We start from the raw sequence: 22,959 nt of genomic DNA, 5'->3' as shown, positions 1-22,959 counted from the left end.
CATCACTTTAAATAGATTGAAATAACATGACAAAGGCTTGAGTTTTACTCAAGCCTTTTGTTATCTTCACACCATTTTTAAATGTGCAATTGGCGATATTTTCGTATTGCATTATCCTGAATCAAGTTAAGGAAGACAAACATTCCATTAAATCCAACATCTTCCCAACTAACCGTCTACACCATTAACCAACGCCCCACCTAACCCTTCCTGCTACATCAAATTAAAATTAATCGGCATATTATACCTTACCCTTACCGGAATTCCTTTATTTTTTCCGGGTTTCCAGAGTGGGGATTTTTTAATCACTTTCATGGCTTCCTCATCGCAGCCATAACCTATGCCTCTTAATACTTTAACATCAGTGATCGAACCATCCCTTTCCACAACAAAACTGACAAATACCTTACCTTGAATGCCATCTTCCTGTGCCTGGGAAGGATAGCGTAAATTGCGCTCCATATATTTTGCAAAGGCCTTCATTCCGCCTGTAAATTCTGGATATTCATCCACACCCATGCCCTCTATAATTGCATTCGAATCGCCATTATCTCCTTTAGCCAATCCATCACCGTTACCAGTGGCTACAGCAGTATTGACGACCAGGTTTGGCTTAACTTCACCCGCCTGGGTTTTATCACTGATTACAGCATCCTGCATGTCTTTAATACTGGGCGGTTCAGGAAGTTCTTTTTTGTCTACAACCACAATTTTAGAGGATACCGCTACGGTTTTCACTTTCACCGGATCTGATTTTACAGGCTCAGCCTCTTTTTCAGGTTCAGTCTTTTTCATCTGGTGGATCACATTATCCAGTTCCACTACCTTTGGAGCATCAGCAACTTCAACGACAGAAGGAAACATTTTGCTGTAAACTAAAGGCGCAAAGCCGGCAAAAAGAAATAAACCTGCAGACACCAGCAGGGCTTTAGTCATGATCTTAGCAGATTTAGACCTTAATTCATAGGCGCCATAAGTTTTGTTGCGGTTAGCAAATACAAGATCGAGCCACTCGGTTTTGTACACATTGATTGATGAATTGAACATAGCTTTTTAGTTTTAAGCATGATGTAGCAAAATCAACAATTCCATAAAACAGTTAAAAAATCTGCTTTCTTTACCAAAAATGAAATTTTTGGTCGCTGAAACATTTTTTTATTTCATATTCAATAAAATTCATATATTTCTTGCGATTGTTTTATAAAAATTAATAAAATATCCTATTTTTGACAAAAAACATAACAAATTAATGAAAAGCTTAAGAACCATCGCATTAAAAGAGGCTCAAAACAGAATTTCACCAGAAGTTAAATCACCATCTTCAAAAATTTCTGATTTTTTTGGCGCTAATGTATTTGATAAGAAAAAAATGAGAGATTTCTTATCTAAGGACGTGTATGAAAAATTAATCTCATCCATTAACCAGGGCGAGTTAATTAATTCTGACGATGCTAACCAGATTGCTACGGCCATGAAAGCTTGGGCAATGAGTGCTGGTGCAACGCATTACACGCACTGGTTTCAACCACTAACCGGTACAACAGCAGAAAAGCATGATTCATTTTTTGAGCCAAGTGGCGATGGTGCTATCGAAAAATTTGCCGGTAGTGCATTGGTTCAGCAAGAGCCTGATGCATCCAGTTTCCCTAACGGCGGTATCCGTAATACTTTCGAAGCACGTGGTTATACCGCATGGGATCCTTCTTCTCCAGCCTTCATTATGGAAAGCAAAGCAGGTAAAACACTTTGTATCCCAACTGTTTTTGTATCCTATACCGGTGAAGCATTAGATTATAAAGCACCATTATTAAAAGCATTAGCAGCACTTGATAAAGCAGCTGTAGATGTTTGCCAATATTTCGATAAAAGCATTACTAAAGTGAATGCATCTTTAGGTATCGAACAAGAATATTTCCTGGTTGATGAGTCTTTATTCAACGCCCGTCCGGATTTATTGTTAACCGGCCGTGCTTTATTCGGACACATGTCTGCCAAAGGTCAGCAATTAGAAGATCACTATTTCGGATCAATTCCTGAGCGTGTATTCACGTATATGGTTGACTTCGAAAATGAAGCTTTAAAATTAGGTATTCCGTTAAAAACCCGTCACAATGAAGTGGCACCATCTCAATTTGAATGTGCGCCTATTTATGAGGAAATCAATTTAGCGATTGACCACAATCAGTTGTTAATGGATTTGATGGAAAAAGTGGCCCGCCGTCACCATTTCCGTGTTTTATTACATGAAAAACCATATGCAGGAATCAACGGTTCAGGTAAACATAATAACTGGTCGTTAATTACAGATACCGGTAAAAACTTATTGGCACCAGGTAAAACGCCTAAAAATAATTTAATGTTCCTGGCTTTCTTTGTGAATACCATCAAAGCCGTTAGCGAGCATGCTGATTTATTACGTGCCAGTATTGCATCAGTAAGTAATGATCACCGTTTAGGTGCTAACGAAGCACCACCGGCAATCATTTCCATCTTCCTGGGTTCGCAACTGAACGATGTGTTAGATGAAATTGAGCACTCACGCATCAGCAAAAAAATCAAAGAAGATAATGCCCTTTGGTTAGGTATCCCTAAAATTCCACAAATTTTATTGGATAATACTGACCGTAACCGTACCTCTCCTTTTGCCTTTACAGGAAATAAATTTGAGTTAAGGGCAGTAGGTTCTTCGGCTAACTCTTCAGCACCAATGACGATTTTAAATGCAATCATGGCTGAGCAGTTAACCAAATTCAAAGTGGAAGTAGATAAACTGATCAAAAAAGGGGATAAAAAAGATATCGCTTTATTAACAGTAATTAAAAAATATATCAAAGAATCTAAAGCTATCCGTTTTGAAGGAAATGGTTATAGCCAGGAGTGGGAAGATGAAGCGGCAACACGCGGTTTATCAAACATCAAAACGACGCCTAAAGCCCTTGATGCTTATTTAACGGAAAAATCTGCTGAATTATTTGCTACAACAGGTATTTACAGCGCCCGTGAGATTCATGCCCGTCATGAAATCATGTTAGAGAATTTCTACAAAAAATTACAGATTGAAGCCCGTGTAATGGGTGAAGTAGCCAATACGGCCATTATTCCGGCTGCAATTGCTTACCAGAACTCATTAATCGAGAATGTAAAAGGATTGAAAGACTTGGGTATTGAAAGCAAATCTTCTCTTGATATTGTAAAAAAACTATCTGAGCATTTAGATATCGTCAAAACCAATATCGATGCCATGTTGGAAGAGCGTAAAGTAACCAACAAAATCGAAGATACACGTGAGAAAGCAATTGCTTACGATGAAAAAGTGAAGTCTTACTTTGATACGATCCGTTACCATGCAGATAAATTGGAGCAGATTGTTGATGATAGTGTTTGGCCTTTACCAAAATTCAGAGAATTATTATTCATGAAATAAGAAAGGCATAAGCTAAAAGGTATAGGGCGTAAGGTGAAAACTTTACGCCCTTTTTTATTAGATCATTAATCATTGGTTCGTTGGTGATTGGTTGCCTTTGCAAGTAAACTGTAAACTAATTAATCGATTAATTATTAAAACTGGTTACTGTTATCCCACATTATAACGTCCTCCTGAACTTGGTTTAGAAGCTGATTGAAAAGTGGTTTACGTTGGTAAAGTTTTTTTTGGAAAGCAATACCTGTGCTCATCCGTTAAAACAGTCCTGCTTTCCTTTCTGCTGTAAATTTTTCACCATCTTTTTTAATATTCGTTGTTTACAGCATCCATACAATCAGGTTTATTTAACATAGGCCAGGGCAGGGAAAAAATCGTCACAATGAACGAACCCCGGTAAACTAAGCCCGATTGTACGGAAGCTGTTTTAACCGACAGTTTTTAATACACGACATTTAAAACGGCAGGCGGAAAAGCGGGGCTGCAGGCTCCTATGAAAAACTACCTTTCACTTCCAAAACCTTTTTCAATTATATTGTTAAGAAAAGCCGTGCAGGTAAAAGCCTCTACTCCACACCGATATTTGATCTATTAACTCCAGACCTCTGACGCCCGACTTCAGACTTTCTATCTTCTACCCTTTTACCTTCCACCTTAAAAAACTATCTTTGCCGCAACATGAGTGATAACAGGTACAATCAGCGCGGCGTTTCTGCCTCAAAAGAAGATGTGCATAATGCCATCAAAAATATCGACAAAGGAATTTTCCCAAAAGCATTCTGCAAAATCATTCCTGATATTTTAGGTGGTGATGAGGCTTTCTGCAATATCATGCATGCAGATGGTGCAGGTACGAAATCATCACTGGCTTATGTTTACTGGAAAGAAACAGGTGATATGTCAGTCTGGAAAGGTATTGCTCAGGATGCCATTATCATGAATCTTGACGACCTGATTTGTGTGGGTGCTACAGATAATATCCTTTTGTCTTCAACCATCGGAAGGAATAAAAATCTAATTCCAGGAGACTTGATTGCTGCGGTGATTAACGGAACTGAAGAAATTCTGGCTGATCTCCGCGGGCAGGGAATTTCCATCTACTCAACAGGTGGCGAAACAGCTGATGTTGGCGACCTGGTCAGAACCATTATTGTAGATTCTACCGTTACCTGCAGGATGAAACGTGACGAGGTGATCAGCGATGACAACATTAAAGCTGGAGATATTATCGTGGCTTTGGCTTCATCCGGACAAGCCACCTACGAAACGGAATACAATGGTGGAATGGGATCAAACGGATTAACCTCTGCCCGTCACGATGTTTTTGAGAAATCAGTAGCAGACAATTATCCGGAAAGCTTTGACCCAGCGGTACCCTTTGATTTGATCTTCTCTGGTCAAAAGAAATTAACGGATGAAATCGAAATTGAAGGTTTTGGTAAAATTACCGTAGGAAAGCTGGTTTTATCCCCTACCCGTACGTATGCGCCGGTGATTAAAAAAATATTAGCCAAACATCGCCAACAAATTAATGGTATCGTTCATTGCAGTGGTGGTGCACAGACCAAAGTATTACACTTCATCAATGAGGATATCCATGTCATCAAGAATAACCTGTTCCCTGTTCCGCCGCTATTTAAACTGATACAGGAACAATCAGGCACAGATTGGAAGGAAATGTATAAGGTATTTAATATGGGCCACCGCATGGAGCTTTATGTACCACAAGAGATTGCTGAAAGTATTATCGAGATCTCAAAAAGCTTTAACATTGATGCACAGGTGATCGGCCGTGTAGAAAAAGGTGACCGGAAACAGGTAACCATCGAAAGCGACAAGGGGACTTTTATTTATCATTAAGATTTTACATTTAAATATCGGATAGGCTTTGGATAAAACCCAAAGCCTATTTTTTATTGGAGGAGAATTGTAATATTTCTAAGTCAGGAAAAACCCGTCGGTACAGATTAATATCTTCGTAGCATGAAAAGAATAATTGTTGGATGCGTACTGATATGTACAGCCATCTTTTTGAGCTCCTGGGGATTTTTCGGACACAAAACTGTAGCTTCCATTGCAGAAAAACACCTGAATGATGGGGCTAAGCAAGCTGTTAAAGAACTGCTTGGCCAAGAAACATTAGCAGATGTTGCCTCCTGGGCTGACGAGGTTCGCAATCAACCAGAATACAAGAATACAGCCGGATGGCATTTTGTGAATCTTCCATTGGGTTTAAGCCGTCGAAAATTCAAAGACGCTATTGAAAGCTTAAAAAATGAAAACTTGTTGACAGCGCTGACATTGAATGAATCTGTCATCAAAAATCCAAACGCCACTAAAGATCAAAAAATAATTGCTTTAAAATTCATTGTGCATTTAGTTGGAGATGCCCATCAGCCCATGCATGTGAGCCGTGCCGAAGATAAAGGTGGTAATACCATCCAGGTGCAGTTTGATGGAAAAGGAACTAACCTTCATTCCCTTTGGGATAGTCGGTTATTAGATCACCAGGGGCTTAGCATGACACAGCTTGTGGCAAAAGATGATGTGGGTAAATCCAGAATAAGAAAATGGCAAAGGGCCACCCCTACCGACTGGTTATTTGAAAGTTACAAAATCAGTTCTAAGCTTTATCAGGAAGTGGAGAAAAATAATAAATTAGACGATGCTTATTACCAATCGCATATTGCTATTGCAAATAAAAGAATAGAGATGGGCGGGATCCGTTTGGCTGGGGTATTGAATGAACTGTTTAAAAATGGAGTTAGCTATAAATAGAACACTATATTAACCTAAAAGCTTCCTTCTGGAAGCTTTTTTAATTTGGATATCATTAAGGTATCACTGAAATACTTTAAGATACAAAAAAGGAGCAGAAATGATTAATTCCTACTCCTTTTTCTCCCATATTTTAATAGAGACTTTTTCAGTGCTCTAGGCAGTTAGGGCTTTAAATATTTAAACTTACAAAGCAGCTCTTAATCCAAATTCAGAAAGAGCGAAAGTATACTCTGCAAGGGTTGTATTTGATGCATCCTGAGCTACAATAATAATACTTGTACCTCTTGATTGAGACGCAACGTTATTACTTACTGTAAATAAACCTTTCCCTATATCACCTAATTTAAATGTGTAGGTAAGCCCCCAAGTAATGTTATTAGCATTACCATAAGCACCAATTGCCGTTACAACTGGAGCACCTGTAACCGGAGTTGCTGTTGCTGCAAGCGAAACATTAGTTGCTGAGTAAAGCTGAGTTCTTACAGAACTACTTACCGCAGATGCACTTGTTTGAGTATTCGTTAAATAATACACCGTTAATTTTGGAATTACTTTAGCAGGGAAAAGTTTTTCACCAACAATGTAATTTAAAGTTACAACACTTGTTCCAACTGTACCGGTCGCAGATATAGCATTGCCTTTAGCTAACTCAATCGTTGTTGCTCCAGTACCTGAAACTTCTTTTTCAGCGTTAGGGTCTTTTTTACAAGCGCTCATTGAGAAAACAATGACACTTGCAGCGACCATAACTTTTGATAATATATTTTTCATTTTGATCAATTTAAAATTTTACAGCCTAGTTGAAGTTATAACGTACACCAAACTGCATGTAATAGGTTGAAGAGGTGGTTTGTGAAGTACCAAATGATTCTCTTACAATATCACCTTGAGTATTCGCTAATCTAAATGTTGGTTTAGTTGTCGCATTGATTGATGATACGTTTTGAGGAACTAAGATTGCAGCATTATTTGCAAAGTTCACATTACCCCACTTACGGTTTAATAAGTTACCTACATTAAAGATATCAACTGTAAATTGGAACGAGTTTTTAGTATTGCCAAAGTTTTTGAAAACTTCCTGCGTTAATCTTAAATCAAACTGATTTCTCCAAGGTAATAATGCACCATTACGCTCTGCATACTGACCTTTATGTTTACTTAAATAAGGATCATTTTCAATGTAGTTCGCAAAAATATCACTTTGCTCTTGTGCAGAATAAGCTCTGGCATAACCCGTTGTTCCACTAGGAATATTGGTGAATGTAATCTCAGAAGCATCACGTGGAATATAGATCAAATCGTTGGTTTGTCCATCGCGGTTGAAATCAGCACTATAGTAGTAAGAATATCTTCCTTGTTGTGAACCTTGATAGAACAATGAGAATGAAGTCGCTAAATTCTTAATGTATTCTTTTCTGTATGAAATACTTGCAATGACACGATCAGGCGTTAAATTCTGAGAATAACTTAATGTTGGGTTATTAGAATTTGTTGAAGTGTATGGAATAGACCATAAGTTTAACAATTGATCACCACTACCATCGCCAAAGTTACGTTGATCAGAACGGGTATATGCAATCATGGCAGATAAACCACTATTAAACTGTTTTGTTAATTGTGCTGTTGCTTGCCAATTGTAACCACCTTTAGCATTTGTCATTTGAACAACGTTCAGTGCAGATGTACCAGTTGTACTTGGAAGACCAGCACCAGTAATATTTACCACCTGTCTTGAATTAACAGAACTTCCGTAGAATGGTCTGTTATCTGGATAACCAGCGATAGTTAAATTTGTTGGATCCTGTAAGTTTACGTTCTTAGCAACCGCAACATTTAGGTCCTTACCGTAAATCCCTTCTAAAGTGGCCACTATTCCGCCTGGCAATTTGAAATCTATAGCTAAGCTTGATTTCCAGGTTTGAGGAAATTTAAGATCTGTAGCCATTGAACTGATTGTTCCGGGAATACTTGTTCCGGCTGCCGGAGCAGCGGTAGTTAAGTTAGGTGCACTGCTAGGATTAAAGAATGGCGTTGAGGCACCTGAATAAACCTGAGTATATTGAAGTAAGCCAGCATCACCTGATTGAGAAACAATCCATACAAAAGGCACACGACCAGTAAAGATACCTGAACCACCACGAACTTGTAAAGAGCGATCACCCAATACATCCCAATTGAAACCAAAACGAGGAGAATAAGTTAATTTAGCATCTGGTAAAACTCCAGTATCTACTTTTTGGCCATTGGCGAATGTTTGAGCAGCTACTAAAGGATGAGTTCTGATTTCGGAAACATCTGGATAAGTTGCTTGCTCAAAGCGAATACCTGCTGTAACTTTTAAACGATCAGAGATTGTAAACTCATCTTGTAAATAAGCAGAATATTGCGCGAATTTAAAACTAGGGAAAGCCTGAGATCCATCTGATGTTAAAGGATAAGTAACTGAATATTGTAATGGTCTGGCATTGTTATAAAAATCAGCATAAGAAGCAAAAGTATAAAAACCGGTACCAAAACGTTGGAAACCATTTTTAGTTGTACTGAATTCTGCCTGAGCACCCAAGGTAATGTTGTGTTTACCTAAAGCTAATGTTAAATCATCGCTATAAGTAAAACCTTTAACATCTCTTAGGTTACCATAAGTAAATGGTTCATAACCAAAAGTTGTTAATACGTTACCTGCAGATGTACCTGTTTGCGTATTATTTAAAATATCAACCAAAGGGAAAGGAGAACTATCTGAAGTTCTAGGGTCATTTTGGTGAGAATAAGTTGCACGGGCTACGTTTGTTATTTTGCTACCAAAATTGGAGTTTAATTCCGCTACAGCAGAATATAAGTTAGCTGCCTGGTAGTAATTAGAATTTGAAAAATTTAAACCGGCATTTGTATTAGAACCAGATCTAACGTTACCGTAACCTAAGTTACCTGTTACACCGGAACCGGTAACTGAAGTACTTGCTGAACTTGGTGATTTACTTTCTACCTGATTATAACGAACACTGAAACGATGATTTTTTGAAATATTCCAATCTAAACGCGCAAACATCTTTTCATTATCACTGATGTTCGAATATCCCTGGTAAACACCCGGATCATAACCATATCTAGAAATAAGAAAAGATTTTAACCGATCTAAATCAGTTGAAGTTGCCGGAGCAACAGTTGATACGCCGCTATTGTATGGTAAACTGGAAGTTGCAGCGATTCTGTTATTTCCCGGCTCAATAGTATGTTTCTTTTCGTAGTTAACGAAAAAGAATAATTTATCTTTAACAATTGGACCACCTAAGCTAAAACCATAATTTTTCTCATCTAATTTTTGTAAATTAGGGATTCGATAAGATTCACCAATTCTTTTTCCTTGATTGTCCTCATTTCTCATGGTATAAAATGCATTACCAGAAAAAGTATTTGTTCCTGAACGTGTAACTGCAGTTACTGAACCACCTGTAAATCCAGATTGACGAACATCATACGGAGTTACATTAATCGAAATTTGTTCTAACGCATCAATTGAAATCGGAGAACCACCGGCAGGGATGTTCTGACCGATACCAAATTGGTTATTAAAGTTTGCCCCATCTACGGTAAAGTTATTTGAACGATAATTACCACCACCAATTGATGTACCATTTGCTTGAGGCGTTAAACGTGTTAAATCATTAACACTACGGGTAATAGTTGGCAGTGATTGAATTTGTTGTCTGGTTACAACAGTGTTAGCGCCACTTTTATTTGAATTCATAATGGCGTTATTACTTTGACCAACAACTTTAACTTCTGCAAGAGTAGAACTGTTGTCAACTAAAGTTACATTTTCCAAATAAGGCTCACCTAATTTTAAATAAACCTCAGTTTGTTTTTCTGGTCTGTACCCTACGAAGCTTATTTCAATAGTGTAAGGCCCGCCTACACGCATACCACCTATAGTAAAACGACCATCATTATTGGTCGATACAGTATAAACTGTACCTGTTGGGGTATGTGTAGCTTTTACGCTTGCTCCAGGTAAGGTGCCTTTTGCATCCCTGATAGTACCCGTCATTGATGATGTAGTTACCTGCGCATTGGAGACAGATACAAAACCTACAAAAGCAAGAACAATTACTACAATTTTTAATAGTAAAGTTTTTTTCATCCTTTGTTTTTTAATGTTTTTGTTGTTGAATAATAAATTGGGGTGATTTTATTGCTGCAAATGTATGTATTAAAATTTAACACATTTTAACATCCAATGTTAAATTTACGTTAACAAACACAAAACTTTTCAACAATTCAGCTCTTCATTTAACACCATAACTTTCACTTTATCAAAGGATTGCTTAAACAACTAAATAATTAACATAAAACTGAATTAAAACTTAAAAATAATGCAGCAAATCCTAAATAAATCTGACAGTTCCCTAATAATCGTTCTTAACGATCGTGATGCTTAAGAATTTTACCAGATAATACATGCATCAGGCGTAATTTCTTAAAATAAGAAGTCATACTCAGGTATTCTAACCTAATTGGTATTAATTTAATAACGTAAGCAAATTTCCTGGAAGACTTTTGAATAAGCAGCCAAATAATATAACTTCATACCCGTAAACTGTTAATAAAACTTCATTGTAAATTTTTTAGTTTTTACCTGACTATCGAAAGAATCACCCTATCAATTAACATTTTTTTTTTAGTTTTGGGCTGTTGTTGCGTAAATGAAAAAGCGCAGTCATGTAATATCCGAACATTTAAAGATGTCAAAAGTAGATCAATCTGTTCGATTAGCGACTTTTTCATCAGGATATTACAGCAAGAAAAGAAACAATTAAAAAGAAATCTCTATACAGATAGATATGAACCGTCCATAATTAACTGCAACCATTCTTAATGGAAATGATAATTTTAATGATGGTACGCTCCATCTGACAGATATAAAAAAACAAAAAAAAACAGATGAATTACGATGTTATTGTTTTAGGCAGCGGCCCGGGTGGTTATGTAGCTGCAATCAGAGCTTCTCAGCTAGGAATGAAAGTTGCTATTGTAGAGCGCGAATCACTTGGCGGTATTTGTTTAAACTGGGGCTGTATCCCAACTAAGGCACTGTTGAAAAGTGCACAGGTTTTTGAATATATTAATCATGCAGCAGATTATGGCATCACCACTGCAGAAGCCACTGCTGATTTTGCCGCTGTGGTAAAACGCAGTCGTGGTGTAGCCGATGGCATGAGTAAAGGCGTTCAGTTTTTGATGAAGAAAAACAAGATCGACGTGATCATGGGCACGGGTAAAGTAAAGCCAGGTAATAAGCTGGAAGTTAAAGGCACTGATGGTTCTCAAAAAGAATTGACGGCCAAAAACATCATCATTGCTACAGGTGCCCGTTCAAGGGAATTGCCGAACCTGAAACAGGATGGTAAAAAAATTATCGGCTATCGCCAGGCCATGGTATTGCCTGAATTGCCTAAAAGCATGGTTGTAGTGGGTTCTGGCGCGATAGGTGTTGAATTTGCCTATTTCTATGCCACCATGGGTACGAAAGTGACCATTGTGGAGTTTATGGAAAACGTTGTTCCGGTAGAGGATGAAGATGTTTCCAAACAATTATTAAGAAGCCTGAAAAAAGTAGGTATCGATGTGATGACTTCTGCTTCGGTAGAAGCAGTAGATACCAGTGGTGCGGGCTGCAAAGTTTCGGTGAAAACGGCTTCAGGTATGCAAACGATAGAAGCCGATATCGTGCTTTCGGCGGCAGGTATTGTGGCGAATATCGAAAATATTGGCTTAGAAGAAACAGGCATTAAAACGGAAAAAGGCAAAATCGTTACAGATGAATTCTATAACACTTCAGTAAAAGGTTATTATGCCATTGGTGATGTGGTGAGCGGACAAGCGCTTGCCCACGTCGCTTCTGCGGAAGGTATTATCTGTGTGGAGAAAATCGCCGGTCAGCATGCTGAACCTTTAGATTATAACAACATCCCGGGATGTACCTATTGCACACCAGAGATTGCCTCTGTTGGGTATACCGAAAAAGCAGCGAAAGCCGCAGGTTATGAATTGAAAATTGGTAAGTTCCCTTTCTCAGCTTCGGGTAAAGCAAGTGCGGCCGGTGCAAAAGATGGTTTCGTTAAACTTATTTTTGATGCTAAATATGGTGAATTATTAGGCGCACACATGATTGGTACCAACGTAACTGAAATGATCGCTGAAATTGTAGTTGCCCGTAAACTGGAAACTACCGGACATGAAATGATCAAATCTGTTCACCCGCACCCAACCATGAGCGAAGCCATTATGGAAGCAGCAGCTGATGCATACGGCGAGGTGATTCATTTGTAGTCATTAGTCATTAGTCATTAGTCATTAGTCATTAGTCATTAGTAAAAATTACAAACCCTTTAGATTGTTCTAAAGGGTTTTGTAATTTTACCTGTGTATTTCCTAACCACCTCATTCCATGAAACTCCACACCATCAACACAGGCTTATTTAAATTAGACGGCGGTGCCATGTTTGGCGTTGTGCCTAAAGCCATCTGGCAAAAAACCAATCCGGCAGATGCCAACAACTTATGTACCTGGGCCATGCGGTGTTTGCTGATCGAGGAAGGCAATCAACTGATTTTGGTGGATACAGGGATCGGAAGTAAACAGGATGAAAAGTTTTTCAGCCATTATTACCTGCACGGTGATGATACTATGGAAAAATCACTGGCACAATTGGGTTTCGGCATGGCGGATATTACTGATGTCTTTCTTACCCACCTGCACTTTGATCACGTGGGTGGGGCAATTGTAAGCAAAAATCAAAAACTAATCCCTGCTTTTAAAAATGCAACTTACTGGAGTAACGAAAAACACTGGCAATGGGCAATTGAACCCAACGCAAGGGAAAAGGCTTCCTTTCTGAAAGAAAACATTTTACCTATACAGGAAAGCGGACAACTCAAATTTATAGCTGAAAAAGAGAACATCGAATGGCAACCAAACATCAACATCAGCTTTGCTTACGGCCATACTGATGCCATGATGCTACCAAAGATCTATTATAAAGGAAGAACAATCGTTTATGTGGCCGATCTTTTACCTTCTGTCGGACATTTGCCACTACCATATGTGATGGCTTATGATATGTTTCCATTGAAAACACTAACTGAAAAAAACGCTTTCCTCGAAGAAGCGGTAGATCAGAACTACATCTTATTCTTAGAACATGATCCTATTCATGAATGCTGTACCCTTCAGAGAACCGAAAAAGGCGTAAGATTAGCAGAAACCTTTAATCTGAGCGACATTTAAATGATCCGGCCAGCAGCACCTTCCGATTCGAAATTTGTTGTTCCACTAATCATTCAGGCCATGGGTGAATTGGCTGGTAAATTTGCAAACTCCAGTGATCCCAAAATCATTGAGCAATTATTTGAACATTTTTTTAAACAGAAACATAACCAATATAGCTACGAGAACACTTTAGTATTTATAGAAAATGATCAGGTATTGGGCTCAATTAATGCTTATGATGGAGGCAAACTCCTTGAATTAAGAAAAATTTTCCTAAATCACCTGACCAAAAATGATAATCTTCTAAATTTCTATCCAGAACCAGAAACCGAGGCAGGTGAATTTTACCTCGATACCATTAGTGTTCATCCCAAAGCACAGGGAAAAGGAATTGGAAAGGCTTTAATTAAAGCCGGCATTGAATGGGGAAAAAGCATGGGACATAACCGCATCGGCTTATTAGTGGAAGTAGAGAACCAAAAAGCTTTAAAACTCTATCAGAATAAAGGATTCAGCATACAAAATCAAAAATTATTTATAGGCGGCTTATATTATCACATGGTCTATACCATTCAGTAACCTGTTCTTATTTTACATCACTTTTTTAAAAGCAACGGGATTTTAAACATTAATAGCCTCTGACTGAGTTAATCGTGAACTCAATCAGAAACCATATGCTCAAAATAAATGCTAAACGACGTCTACAGTAGCGAATACATCAGAAAAATGAGTAAAGGTAGCATTAGCAGTTTTAATGGCTAAATCTTCGTCAGCAGTTGTTTTTGCAGCATTGTTTAACGCGGCTATAAATTTACCCCACATTTGCCCCGTTTCAGAACCATAACCAGAAAAGAATGAAATACCTTTAGTAATGCCACCTTTAGCAAGCATCTGAACGATGATACTCCCACCCATAATAGATCCCTCCATCACATACAGTGCAGCCAGGGCTTCCAGTACATTCGAAATTTCAGGAACAGTAGTTGAAGGCAAATCTTTAATAGTAAACCCTAATGCTTCAATATCACTTTTTAAATACCCCGAATTTCTCCGATCACGGTAATCTGGTAATATCTCAACATTCAGGTAAGGCAGAATTTGACGCTCCAAATGACTAAAATAGGCATAAAAGTGTTTCAGGAAATCTGCATATTCTGCCTCACTCCGAATAGCCTTGAGTTTTTTAATTACTTTAACTTCTAATTGTTGATGGGCAGTTTTAGTTGCCTCTTTAATGTTTGTGCTTAGCATAATGTTATGTATTTATGGTTGTTAAGTTGAAGATTTAATCCTTGAATAAACTATAGGTGATTCCGGCTAAAATTACCCTTCCAGGTTGCCCTGGCATTAGTCTATCAGTATAACCTAAAATATTATCGGCCGTTAACCTAATACTTAGATGTTGTTTTAAAATTTTCTTTTCCAGGGCAGCATTTAATATCCAGAAACCGTTTACGAAAGTATCATAACGATCAATAAACTGATTTCCATTTCGATCTCCAAAGGGATATTTGCCCCTATAATTTAACCTAACATTCATGCTGGTATCCCAGGGGCGATAATTATAAAATGACTTTATGTTTAGCATGTGCCGGGAGCGGTTTTCTATCCCCCAATAATCAGCAGCACTTGCCGGATAGGACTGGCCTGTTTCCGGATTATGAATATTCTGGTTGTATGGCCAATTCCCTTTTTTAATACTATCCATTACACTTAAATCCTTAGCAATCAAATACTGATAACCTGCACCAATTTCCAGATCTTTAAAAATATTAATAGCTAAAGAAGCGTCTATTCCCTTATTTACCGCTTTAGGCAGATTTTGATACGTAAAAATATTTCTGTTTCCACTGCCTGTGGCCACTTGTATACTGTTAATCTGGTTACGCAGCTGATGATGAAAAACCCCTGCCTCCACTTTTATATTTGGTTTAGGTTTCCATTCCAAACTTAAATTAACAGAAGTACTCCGCTCAGCCTGTAAATTGCGATCCAGTTGATTGAGCAAATACTGTCTGATTTCACTAATTTCACCTTGTTGCTGCAACTGATTTAAGGTTTGCCTTAATACCTCATTTCCAATCACCAGATAATTAGCCGTTGGATTATAAAAAACCAGGTATCTCGATTTAAAATCTGGCGCTTTAAAGCCTGTACCAGCGCCCGCCTTAAAAGTTAAAGCAGGCAGAATATGGTATTGCAAACCCAAACTAGGGTTAACCTTACTTGCGTATGCATTGGTATAATCATATCGAAGTCCGCCAACCAAACCAATTTTTTCACTCAGCTGCCAATCACCTTGCAAGAAGGCGAAGGCCGTGCTCACCGTGCCCGGATTAATCAGCGCCCCATTTTTCATGTTTTCCAAACTACCACCTAAACCAGTAGTAAATTTTAAATCATCAGATAAGCTGTAAGCAAACTGCTGTTCAAAGCGGTGCAGGTTCTGTACGAAAACATCTCGTGTTATAGTCGTATTATTTTGTTGCCAGTTTACACTTTGGTCTGATCGGAAATTGGTAAAGTAATAGCGACTCATACTTCTTAAACCCGAATTAAAGTTATAATCGAAAGTGCTGGACAGGTTGAGGTCTTGTTCATCCTGGCTATCACCAGATATTGCGCCCAAGCCAAAATCCTTGCTCATGAAAGATTTTCGCAGACCATAACGCCCACTAATCCCAAGAGTGCCTTTCGAGGTTAAGCGATAACGGACACGTCCCTGCAAGGCATAATTATCATATGGTGGTGCGGTTGTACCCAGCTGGATATATCTCGGGTTAGTATTAAAGCCATCAGTGCGGTAATAGTTTGCAGAAATATTAGCCGATCCTCTTTGTGAGGCGAATGGTGTTTCGCCTTCCAATGTTAAATCTGCAATATTTAAACTTCCATATTGTAGCGATGCTGATGCCTGTGGTTGCAGCGCGCCATAACGGGTAATGACATTAATTGCGCCACCCAGGGCCTCACTACCGTATAAACAAGATGAAGCACCTTTTATGATCTCAATCCTTTCAATATTAGAAACACTGATCCTGGAAAGATCAAAATTTCCGCTGTTTCGACCTACCATAGGCTGGCCATCTATTAAAATCATAATATACTCACTGCTAAATCCTTGCATCTGCACCCCTACTGATCTGGCACCACCACCAATATTATTGACAATGGCCACTCCGGTTTGTTCTTTAAGTACTTCATCTAACCGGCGGCTACCCATTTGCTCAATCGTTTTTCTCGTAATTACGGTTATGGGCATGGCACTTCGTTCTACCTGGATTAAATTATCAGGTGCATTTAATTTAGCGGTAACAGCTACATCATTCAGACTTTCTGTTTTGGTGATTAATTTAACTTCAATATTGCTGGTTTCTTTATCTTTAATTTCGATGGTGGTCTGGTAATTCCCGTACCCCATCATACTCACCGCAATGGTATATTCTCCGATATAAATCTGCTGAAACTTAAATTTACCTTTACCATCTGTTTCAGTGATGTGGCCATCCGGTTCCAGGCGGATGGTAGCTCCTGGTAAGATTTTACCTGTAACATCCTTTACTTCTCCCCTTACACTTCCACGATATTGCGCCGGCAGTGCAGTATGCACAAGCATTAACAAGAAAAGTATAAACGAGGGTTTTAACATGATTGAGTTTAAATATTATTGTATTTTTTGAAGCAACCTTAATTATCATTTTAATTTCAATCTCGTTTCCCGCATACCAGCATCTGTTGAAATTTCATTGCTGATTAAAATTGATGATGTAGGAACAGACATCACTTTTGCTGCTGTTTTAATTGCCGCCTCTCTTTTAGTTCCACCATTAATTGCGGTAATGGCAGCTTTCAAATATGGTTCTTCAGGATTTCCCAATTCTGGATTGGCTACCCCCTGAACGGTAATATCGGGTGTCATGCCTGAGAAATAATCAGACCAGCCCGCCGCATTTCGAATCAGAAAACTACTGAGGTAAATACTATACTGATCGATGTTGATACCAAAGAAGCCTACAGGTTTTCCATATGTTTTTTCGCCGATTAGTTTTACATGTAGATAAGGTTTTAAACAACTGATGAGCAATTCGCTCGCAGATGCTGTTTTACCCGACACAATAAAATAAACCTCCTCAATTGAAGTTAAGTTACCTTTTTTATTAAATCTATAGGTATTTCCGCCTTCGCTATAATCAACATCGGCCATGGTAGCTTTACGCCCCTGATAGCTAACCATTTTGCCATCTGCATCTAAATAAGGTTGGTTTTTTAATATACTCGCCTGGCCAGCTTGCATTTTAGCATTGAATTGCTCGCTGTACATCAATTTTCCGGTAAGGGAGCCTGGTACAACAAGGTTGGCTATGTATTCTGCTGTTTCTATATAGCCTCCCGCATTGCTGCGCAGATCAATAATGATATACCTTGGATTTCCACTAGCCAAATCAGAAAAGGCCTGATCCAGATTTGACTGTACCTCATTTAATTTGGGAAAAGAACCTAAAGCAATGTAGGCGATGTGAAGAGCACCTGATGAAATAAGTTTACTACTAAGCAGCACATTTGCAGAGCGAACAATGCCTGCCGTTGCTCCTGTAGTCGTTCGTCCTGCTTCGAGGTACGAATATTTGGCACTTCCTGAATTAACAGGTAGCTCATAGGGCGTATTGGTAACACTATTCAGCTTAAATTGTGAAATATCAAAAAGTTCTTGTCTAAAAGCAACCAAATCAGGGCTAATGCTTTCATATTTTAATCTTGGATTAAAATTCGCATAGGAAGGCAAAGCATCATGCCACAAATAAACCTGACTGGCATACAAAAAAATAGAATCTAGTGTAAACTCGGTACGTGTCCCCGTAACAGGTGAAATAATTTCTCCCGCTTCAGCAGATAAGGTTTTATCCTTTTTACAAGCGTATGCACTAAAAAGAATGAATATTACCAGACCACTTACACTAAATATATTTCTATTTTTCATTTACTATGGTATAAGGGTTGTGGTTGCTGCCGTCGTGGTATTCCAGGTATACATAGAATATCCAAGTGATGCCAGTTTATCGGGTGCAGAATACAATTCAATGCTTCGGATGGCACCTGTGCTAATGGTAGCAGGCAATGTGAACTTTAATAAAGTATTTGATTGCGAAGCGATGGGTGCAATATGGGTTTTACCACCTGGATCTCCGGTAACTGTAATGATTGCATGTGTGTAATTTCCATAATAATACTTGGAAGCAGGGGCTTGTAAGGAATAGGTAAAAGAAATCTGATCACCTTTTTTAATACTTTTTCCAGCCTGATCGAATTGGTAAGCACCCTTGGCCGATGCCGGAGATGGCTTACCAATGGCAAATGAACCTTTAACCAGGGTATTGGTACCACTGATCAGTTTAATCTGGAAATTACCTGTATCTAGTTTTCCGTCTAAAGGTACTGTCGATTGAATTTTATTCGACCATAAAGCATCCGTTGCTGAAAAGTGAATCTGATATTCTTTGTTTTGTTTATCAATCAGAAATACTTTGGTTTGATTGGAATCAGGAATGAAATATTCTCCGATAATCAGCAAACTCTGACCTAACCTGGTTAGTGCAATTCTATTGATTATAGGTATGGGTTGGTTGAGGGCTAATTTTAGAACGTATTTCTTAATGCTGCCATCTTGTGCAGTCACCACATAAGAAGTCCCTGTTTTCAGATTAATCTCTTGTCCGGAAGATGGGTTAACTGAAGCACCTGAAGATACCTTAATCTCCGGTGTTACCTTATCCTTTACATCTTGAAATGGCGGCCAGTATACAATAATACTATCTCCCTTCAGCGAGGCTTTTAATTCATTATTCAAGGCATCTTTTATGATAAAGCTTTCAACATCTTTATATGGTGTATTAAGATATTCCTTTTGACAAGATGAAAACAACAATAGCGTGAACAGGCCAAATAGGAAGAATAATTTAGATAAGTAACGACAACACATATTTTTATATTTTATGGGTAAAAGGAGATTGTAATCGATTTTTAATGTTGAATTGGTAATGAGCGGTTATGTATAAAGTGAACGATATAATCTCCGTAAATAACTGACAATCTGATATGGCATCAGATTGTCAGTTAATGATTAATTACAATACCGTTCCGCGATCAAAGTAATAAACACCTCTGTTATGAGTAGAAGTACCTTCACCAACCGCACTGCTGAATTTAAGCGCATAAGTGGTAGATCCATCACTCACAAATACAACCAGGTTTTGAACAGCAGCAACAGTACCTCCGGTTGAATAGATTAACCAACCATTAGCTGTTAAGCTCGTATTTGCAGCATTGGAAGTTGTTGCAATCCCCAGAGATGAAACTGTTGTCGCTGATGCAACATCAGACGCATCAATGGCAGATAATGCTTTAGTGGTATTTAAATAACTTAAAGTGTAGCCGCTTGCCGGGCTAATGGTGGAGTTATTGTGACTGGAAAATAATAACTGATGCGCAATGCTCCCCACCGTATCTTGTGCGCCGGTAATTACATTGGCGTAAACCGTACCAAATGCCGCACCACCAGATCTTGGGTTACCCCAACGGCCAACAATGGTATCGGCAACAGATGATACAGAGGCTTTAGCGCCTTTAAGGCTCAAAGGACCTGTAGTATCATTTTCTTTTTTACAAGAAGTAAATACTAAAGTAAATAAGGCAAGGGCAAAAACTGCTTTGGAGATATTTTTTATTGAATTTTTCATGTTATGATTTAATAAAATGGTTAATGATTATTTTTAATAAACTAGAGGTAATTAACTAATTGTGACTATCGTTGCCGGTGTAAAGACTGATGTTATTACCCGGGATTTGCATTTCGTCTTTCACATTTATCGATAGCATGAAGCGTTAATATTAATTCTACGCCTGTGCGCAGGCATTTTTTGATGCGTTTTTTTTCATAGATTATAATTAAGGTTGAAGAAAGGGTTTGTTATACTGAATGCTTCTGTACACAAAGCAGACAATTTCTTTATTTAGGATTTACCGTAATGCTCATAGAGCGAAGAACAGGTGTCCATTTACCAAAATTGAATTCAAATCTTCCATATGCATCGTTAATGACAGGAAAATTATCTGGTATTTTTAAAGTTGCGCTTAATCTGTTATAGCTTACCACTGGTAATTCTATACTTTTACCGTTTACCTCCACAAAAACCGATTTCAAATCTACAAATACAGTATTTTGCGCAGGCTGAACGGTGATGGTTTCACCCTGTTTTACCACATGCGATTTTGCCAGCACAACAGGCTTTATATAAACCAGATGTAATGGCTTATCCATTCTCACCTTATTGCCAAGAAAACTAATGTCAACCTGGTAGTAACCACTATCCAGATCTGCAGGTAAAAGTCCAATATTTAGGATGTAAGTATCCAAAGATACAGGCAGAGTAGACGCCGCTCCAATCAGATCGGGCTTAAAAGTCTTATTTGTAGCCTGTTGGGTAAGGGTTACATCAAGTGTAGCTACACTGGTACTTCTTAAGTTTCCATAAAAAACCTGTGTGGCATTAGGTGATCCTTCATTATTGCCCAGCGGCCAGGATAAACTCAAACCAGGAGGATTCTGCTGAATAACTTTAAGGCTATAGGTACGTACTTCACCGGTTGATGACTTGACCGAATAAGTTTGTTTATCATCAGTTACATTTACAGGCTGGATTGGGGAGGTAAGTGTGGCACCTTCATCTACAGCAATTTTAGGTTCAACAACAGTTAATGAATAGTAATAAGGTACATATACGGTAATGCTATTCTTGATATTATCAATGGCTCCATAAATAACGGTATCCTTTATATTAACCACGGTAAACGAAGTAATTCTATTTTGAACAATATGTTCATAATCAACTGTTTTTTTACAGGCAAAAAAATGGATGGCCGTGAAAGCCATTAATACATATGGGTATAGTCGTTTCATAAAAAATTAATTATTTAATCTCAAATTTGGTGCTGCCTGCCGGAACGATTACGTATTCGAATGTGAAAAACATGTGGGGTGTATTACGCATCATCTTATCCGTAGTGAAAACATCTTTATAGCAACTAATCATTTTGATTTTAGCAAAATCACCTTTGGCCGTACGCACAATAATTGTCCTTGGTTGTGTCTTTTGGCCGTTAGCCAATGTAAAGGCATTGCCCAGCGCATAAGCCACATGTTTCTTATCATAGCTGCCATCACCAACTATACTCCCGTTAAAATCATATAGGTACCATCCAATCCCTACACCGAATTCACCCATGTCATCAGTTCCTATTAATGCTCTTGCTGTTTTAAATGCTGAAGCAACGGGTATATCCGTTAAATCTTCAAATGATTTGGCCAAAATGGTTATCCCACCGGCACCTGGACCGGTATAACCTGCATTATCGCTGTTAGATCCGTTGTTCCCACCTATAAAACTGTTGTATAACCCACTAAAAGAGATATCCCAAAAAGAAGTTTTACCATATGTTGCAGGCTGCATTTTTTTATAATCCAGGCTAAACAACACTTCAGGTTTAGGCGCTGTGGGGTTGCTATCGTCTGTTTCAACCTGAAGATTTTCTACCCGCTGTACCTTATAGTAAGGCACCATATCCAGGGAACGGGTTGATGTAACAGGTTCTTTTTCTGTTGCCACAGGCTTATCCTTTTTGCATGATGCAAAAAAAGTTATAAGCATTAGCCCTACAGAAAGTTGTTTAAAAACCCTGGTTGCTGTTTTCGATATATTCATCATTAATTATTTTGTTTTTAAATTCTTACTGCCGTTTTGCTGTACGTAATATTTAAAAGTGAAATAGGGTGCCGGCCAATTCAGGTCAGTAACACTTGGTGGATTTCCTTTATAAGCATTAATGAGTTGTAATTTGGCGTATTTACCATCTGGTAATCTGATGGCATAGGTTCTGTTTGGAATTGCCTGCATAATGTGCGTACTCAGGCTATAGAAAAACCAGCCATTGGCACTTGCCGATGATGCCCAGCCGATTTTAGTAATCGTACTCGCATCAAAAACCTGATCTGAAGGTGCCTGATCAACCAGATCGTATTGCTGCTCCAGCATCACTACTGCACTTTCTGCATTTCCTTCAAAACCTGGATTATAGCGGTATTTTTTATCGTTCACATAAACCTCACTGTTATAAGGGCCGGTAAAAGCCAGGTCCCAGTCTTTCCCTTTAAGCCATTGTGCCGAATCTGTCGCATTACGAATCCAGATTTGTTTCTGATCCTTGAGTCGGAATAAAAAAATATAAAAGGGACGAGCTTCTTTCCCCGGTGTAGCACTTCCCATTGCGGCCTGGGTATCTCCAGCCAAATCGGTAATCACGGTACTATTTCCATCCTGTAATTGCTCATTTGGGTCAGATTCCTCCTTTTTGCATGATGAAATCAGTATAAGAAAGGTGAAGCATAACATACTTAATGGCTTCAACTTAAAAATTGATAAGTGTTTTTTCATTT

The 22,959-nt window shown here is 38.4% G+C and carries 17 protein-coding genes; 6 read left to right on the top strand and 11 right to left on the bottom strand.

Features of this window, described 5'->3' with window-relative positions; all coding sequences use genetic code 11:
* Positions 1–213: 213 nt before the first annotated feature.
* Positions 214–1,047 carry an energy transducer TonB gene (locus tag CBW18_RS15900; RefSeq protein ID WP_088302307.1) on the bottom strand — a complete coding sequence of 278 codons (834 nt, stop codon included), beginning with the start codon at positions 1,045–1,047 and terminating at the stop codon, positions 214–216.
* 202 nt (positions 1,048–1,249) lie between these two features.
* On the opposite strand from CBW18_RS15900, the gene CBW18_RS15895 reads away from it, so the two are divergent.
* The 3 genes from CBW18_RS15895 to CBW18_RS15885 all read left to right on the top strand — a co-directional run bounded on the left by CBW18_RS15895 (position 1,250) and on the right by CBW18_RS15885 (position 6,199).
* Positions 1,250–3,424, top strand: a complete 2,175-nt coding sequence (locus tag CBW18_RS15895; protein ID WP_088302306.1) for a glutamine synthetase III — start codon at positions 1,250–1,252, stop codon at positions 3,422–3,424.
* Between the two features lie 675 nt (positions 3,425–4,099).
* A complete protein-coding gene (locus CBW18_RS15890) occupies positions 4,100–5,281 on the top strand; it encodes an AIR synthase related protein (RefSeq protein WP_088302305.1) in 1,182 nt (393 codons plus the stop codon).
* 123 nt (positions 5,282–5,404) lie between these two features.
* Positions 5,405–6,199 carry a S1/P1 nuclease gene (locus CBW18_RS15885; protein ID WP_088302304.1) on the top strand — a complete coding sequence of 265 codons (795 nt, stop codon included), beginning with the start codon at positions 5,405–5,407 and terminating at the stop codon, positions 6,197–6,199.
* Between the two features lie 186 nt (positions 6,200–6,385).
* On the opposite strand, the gene CBW18_RS15880 is transcribed toward CBW18_RS15885, so the two are convergent.
* Together CBW18_RS15880 and CBW18_RS15875 are read right to left on the bottom strand one after the other, a co-directional pair.
* The gene (locus CBW18_RS15880; RefSeq protein ID WP_140418699.1) at positions 6,386–6,973 is read right to left on the bottom strand and encodes a hypothetical protein; all 588 of its coding nucleotides are present in this window, start codon (positions 6,971–6,973) and stop codon (positions 6,386–6,388) included.
* A gap of 25 nt (positions 6,974–6,998) precedes the next feature.
* A complete protein-coding gene (locus CBW18_RS15875; RefSeq protein ID WP_088302302.1) occupies positions 6,999–10,343 on the bottom strand; it encodes a TonB-dependent receptor in 3,345 nt (1,114 codons plus the stop codon).
* A gap of 800 nt (positions 10,344–11,143) precedes the next feature.
* Here CBW18_RS15875 and lpdA point away from each other — a divergent pair.
* The 3 genes from lpdA to CBW18_RS15860 all read left to right on the top strand — a co-directional run bounded on the left by lpdA (position 11,144) and on the right by CBW18_RS15860 (position 14,051).
* Positions 11,144–12,532: a dihydrolipoyl dehydrogenase gene (gene lpdA / locus CBW18_RS15870; protein ID WP_088302301.1), complete on the top strand. Its 1,389-nt coding sequence runs from the start codon at positions 11,144–11,146 to the stop codon at positions 12,530–12,532.
* A gap of 118 nt (positions 12,533–12,650) precedes the next feature.
* Positions 12,651–13,490, top strand: a complete 840-nt coding sequence (locus CBW18_RS15865) for an MBL fold metallo-hydrolase (protein ID WP_088302300.1) — start codon at positions 12,651–12,653, stop codon at positions 13,488–13,490.
* Positions 13,491–14,051 carry a GNAT family N-acetyltransferase gene (locus CBW18_RS15860; RefSeq protein WP_088302299.1) on the top strand — a complete coding sequence of 187 codons (561 nt, stop codon included), beginning with the start codon at positions 13,491–13,493 and terminating at the stop codon, positions 14,049–14,051.
* Between the two features lie 111 nt (positions 14,052–14,162).
* Here the strand turns inward: CBW18_RS15860 and CBW18_RS15855 are convergent, their stop codons facing one another.
* From CBW18_RS15855 to CBW18_RS15820, 8 genes are all read right to left on the bottom strand, one after another.
* Positions 14,163–14,723, bottom strand: coding sequence for a biliverdin-producing heme oxygenase (locus CBW18_RS15855; RefSeq protein WP_088302298.1), 561 nt, complete (start codon positions 14,721–14,723; stop codon positions 14,163–14,165).
* A gap of 34 nt (positions 14,724–14,757) precedes the next feature.
* Positions 14,758–17,121 (bottom strand): TonB-dependent receptor, encoded by a 2,364-nt coding sequence (locus tag CBW18_RS15850; protein WP_088302297.1) that lies wholly within the window; start codon positions 17,119–17,121, stop codon positions 14,758–14,760.
* 45 nt (positions 17,122–17,166) lie between these two features.
* A complete protein-coding gene (locus CBW18_RS15845) occupies positions 17,167–18,450 on the bottom strand; it encodes a S41 family peptidase (protein WP_088302296.1) in 1,284 nt (427 codons plus the stop codon).
* 3 nt (positions 18,451–18,453) lie between these two features.
* A complete protein-coding gene (locus CBW18_RS15840; RefSeq protein ID WP_140418698.1) occupies positions 18,454–19,317 on the bottom strand; it encodes a hypothetical protein in 864 nt (287 codons plus the stop codon).
* A 277-nt stretch (positions 19,318–19,594) separates the two neighbouring features.
* On the bottom strand, positions 19,595–20,206 hold the full coding sequence (locus CBW18_RS15835) for a hypothetical protein (protein WP_088302294.1): 612 nt from the start codon (positions 20,204–20,206) through the stop codon (positions 19,595–19,597).
* A 269-nt stretch (positions 20,207–20,475) separates the two neighbouring features.
* Positions 20,476–21,426 carry a hypothetical protein gene (locus tag CBW18_RS15830; RefSeq protein WP_140418697.1) on the bottom strand — a complete coding sequence of 317 codons (951 nt, stop codon included), beginning with the start codon at positions 21,424–21,426 and terminating at the stop codon, positions 20,476–20,478.
* Positions 21,427–21,436: 10 nt separating this feature from the next.
* Entirely contained in the window at positions 21,437–22,231 is a 795-nt protein-coding gene (locus tag CBW18_RS15825; RefSeq protein ID WP_140418696.1) for an HmuY family protein, read from the bottom strand.
* A gap of 3 nt (positions 22,232–22,234) precedes the next feature.
* Positions 22,235–22,957 carry an HmuY family protein gene (locus CBW18_RS15820; RefSeq protein WP_088302375.1) on the bottom strand — a complete coding sequence of 241 codons (723 nt, stop codon included), beginning with the start codon at positions 22,955–22,957 and terminating at the stop codon, positions 22,235–22,237.
* Positions 22,958–22,959: the final 2 nt, after the last annotated feature.

The sequence above is a fragment of the Pedobacter sp. AJM genome, from assembly GCF_002197755.1.
In the GTDB taxonomy this organism is placed as follows: Bacteria; Bacteroidota; Bacteroidia; order Sphingobacteriales; family Sphingobacteriaceae; genus Pedobacter.
This window is presented reverse-complemented; position numbering and strand designations above follow the sequence as displayed.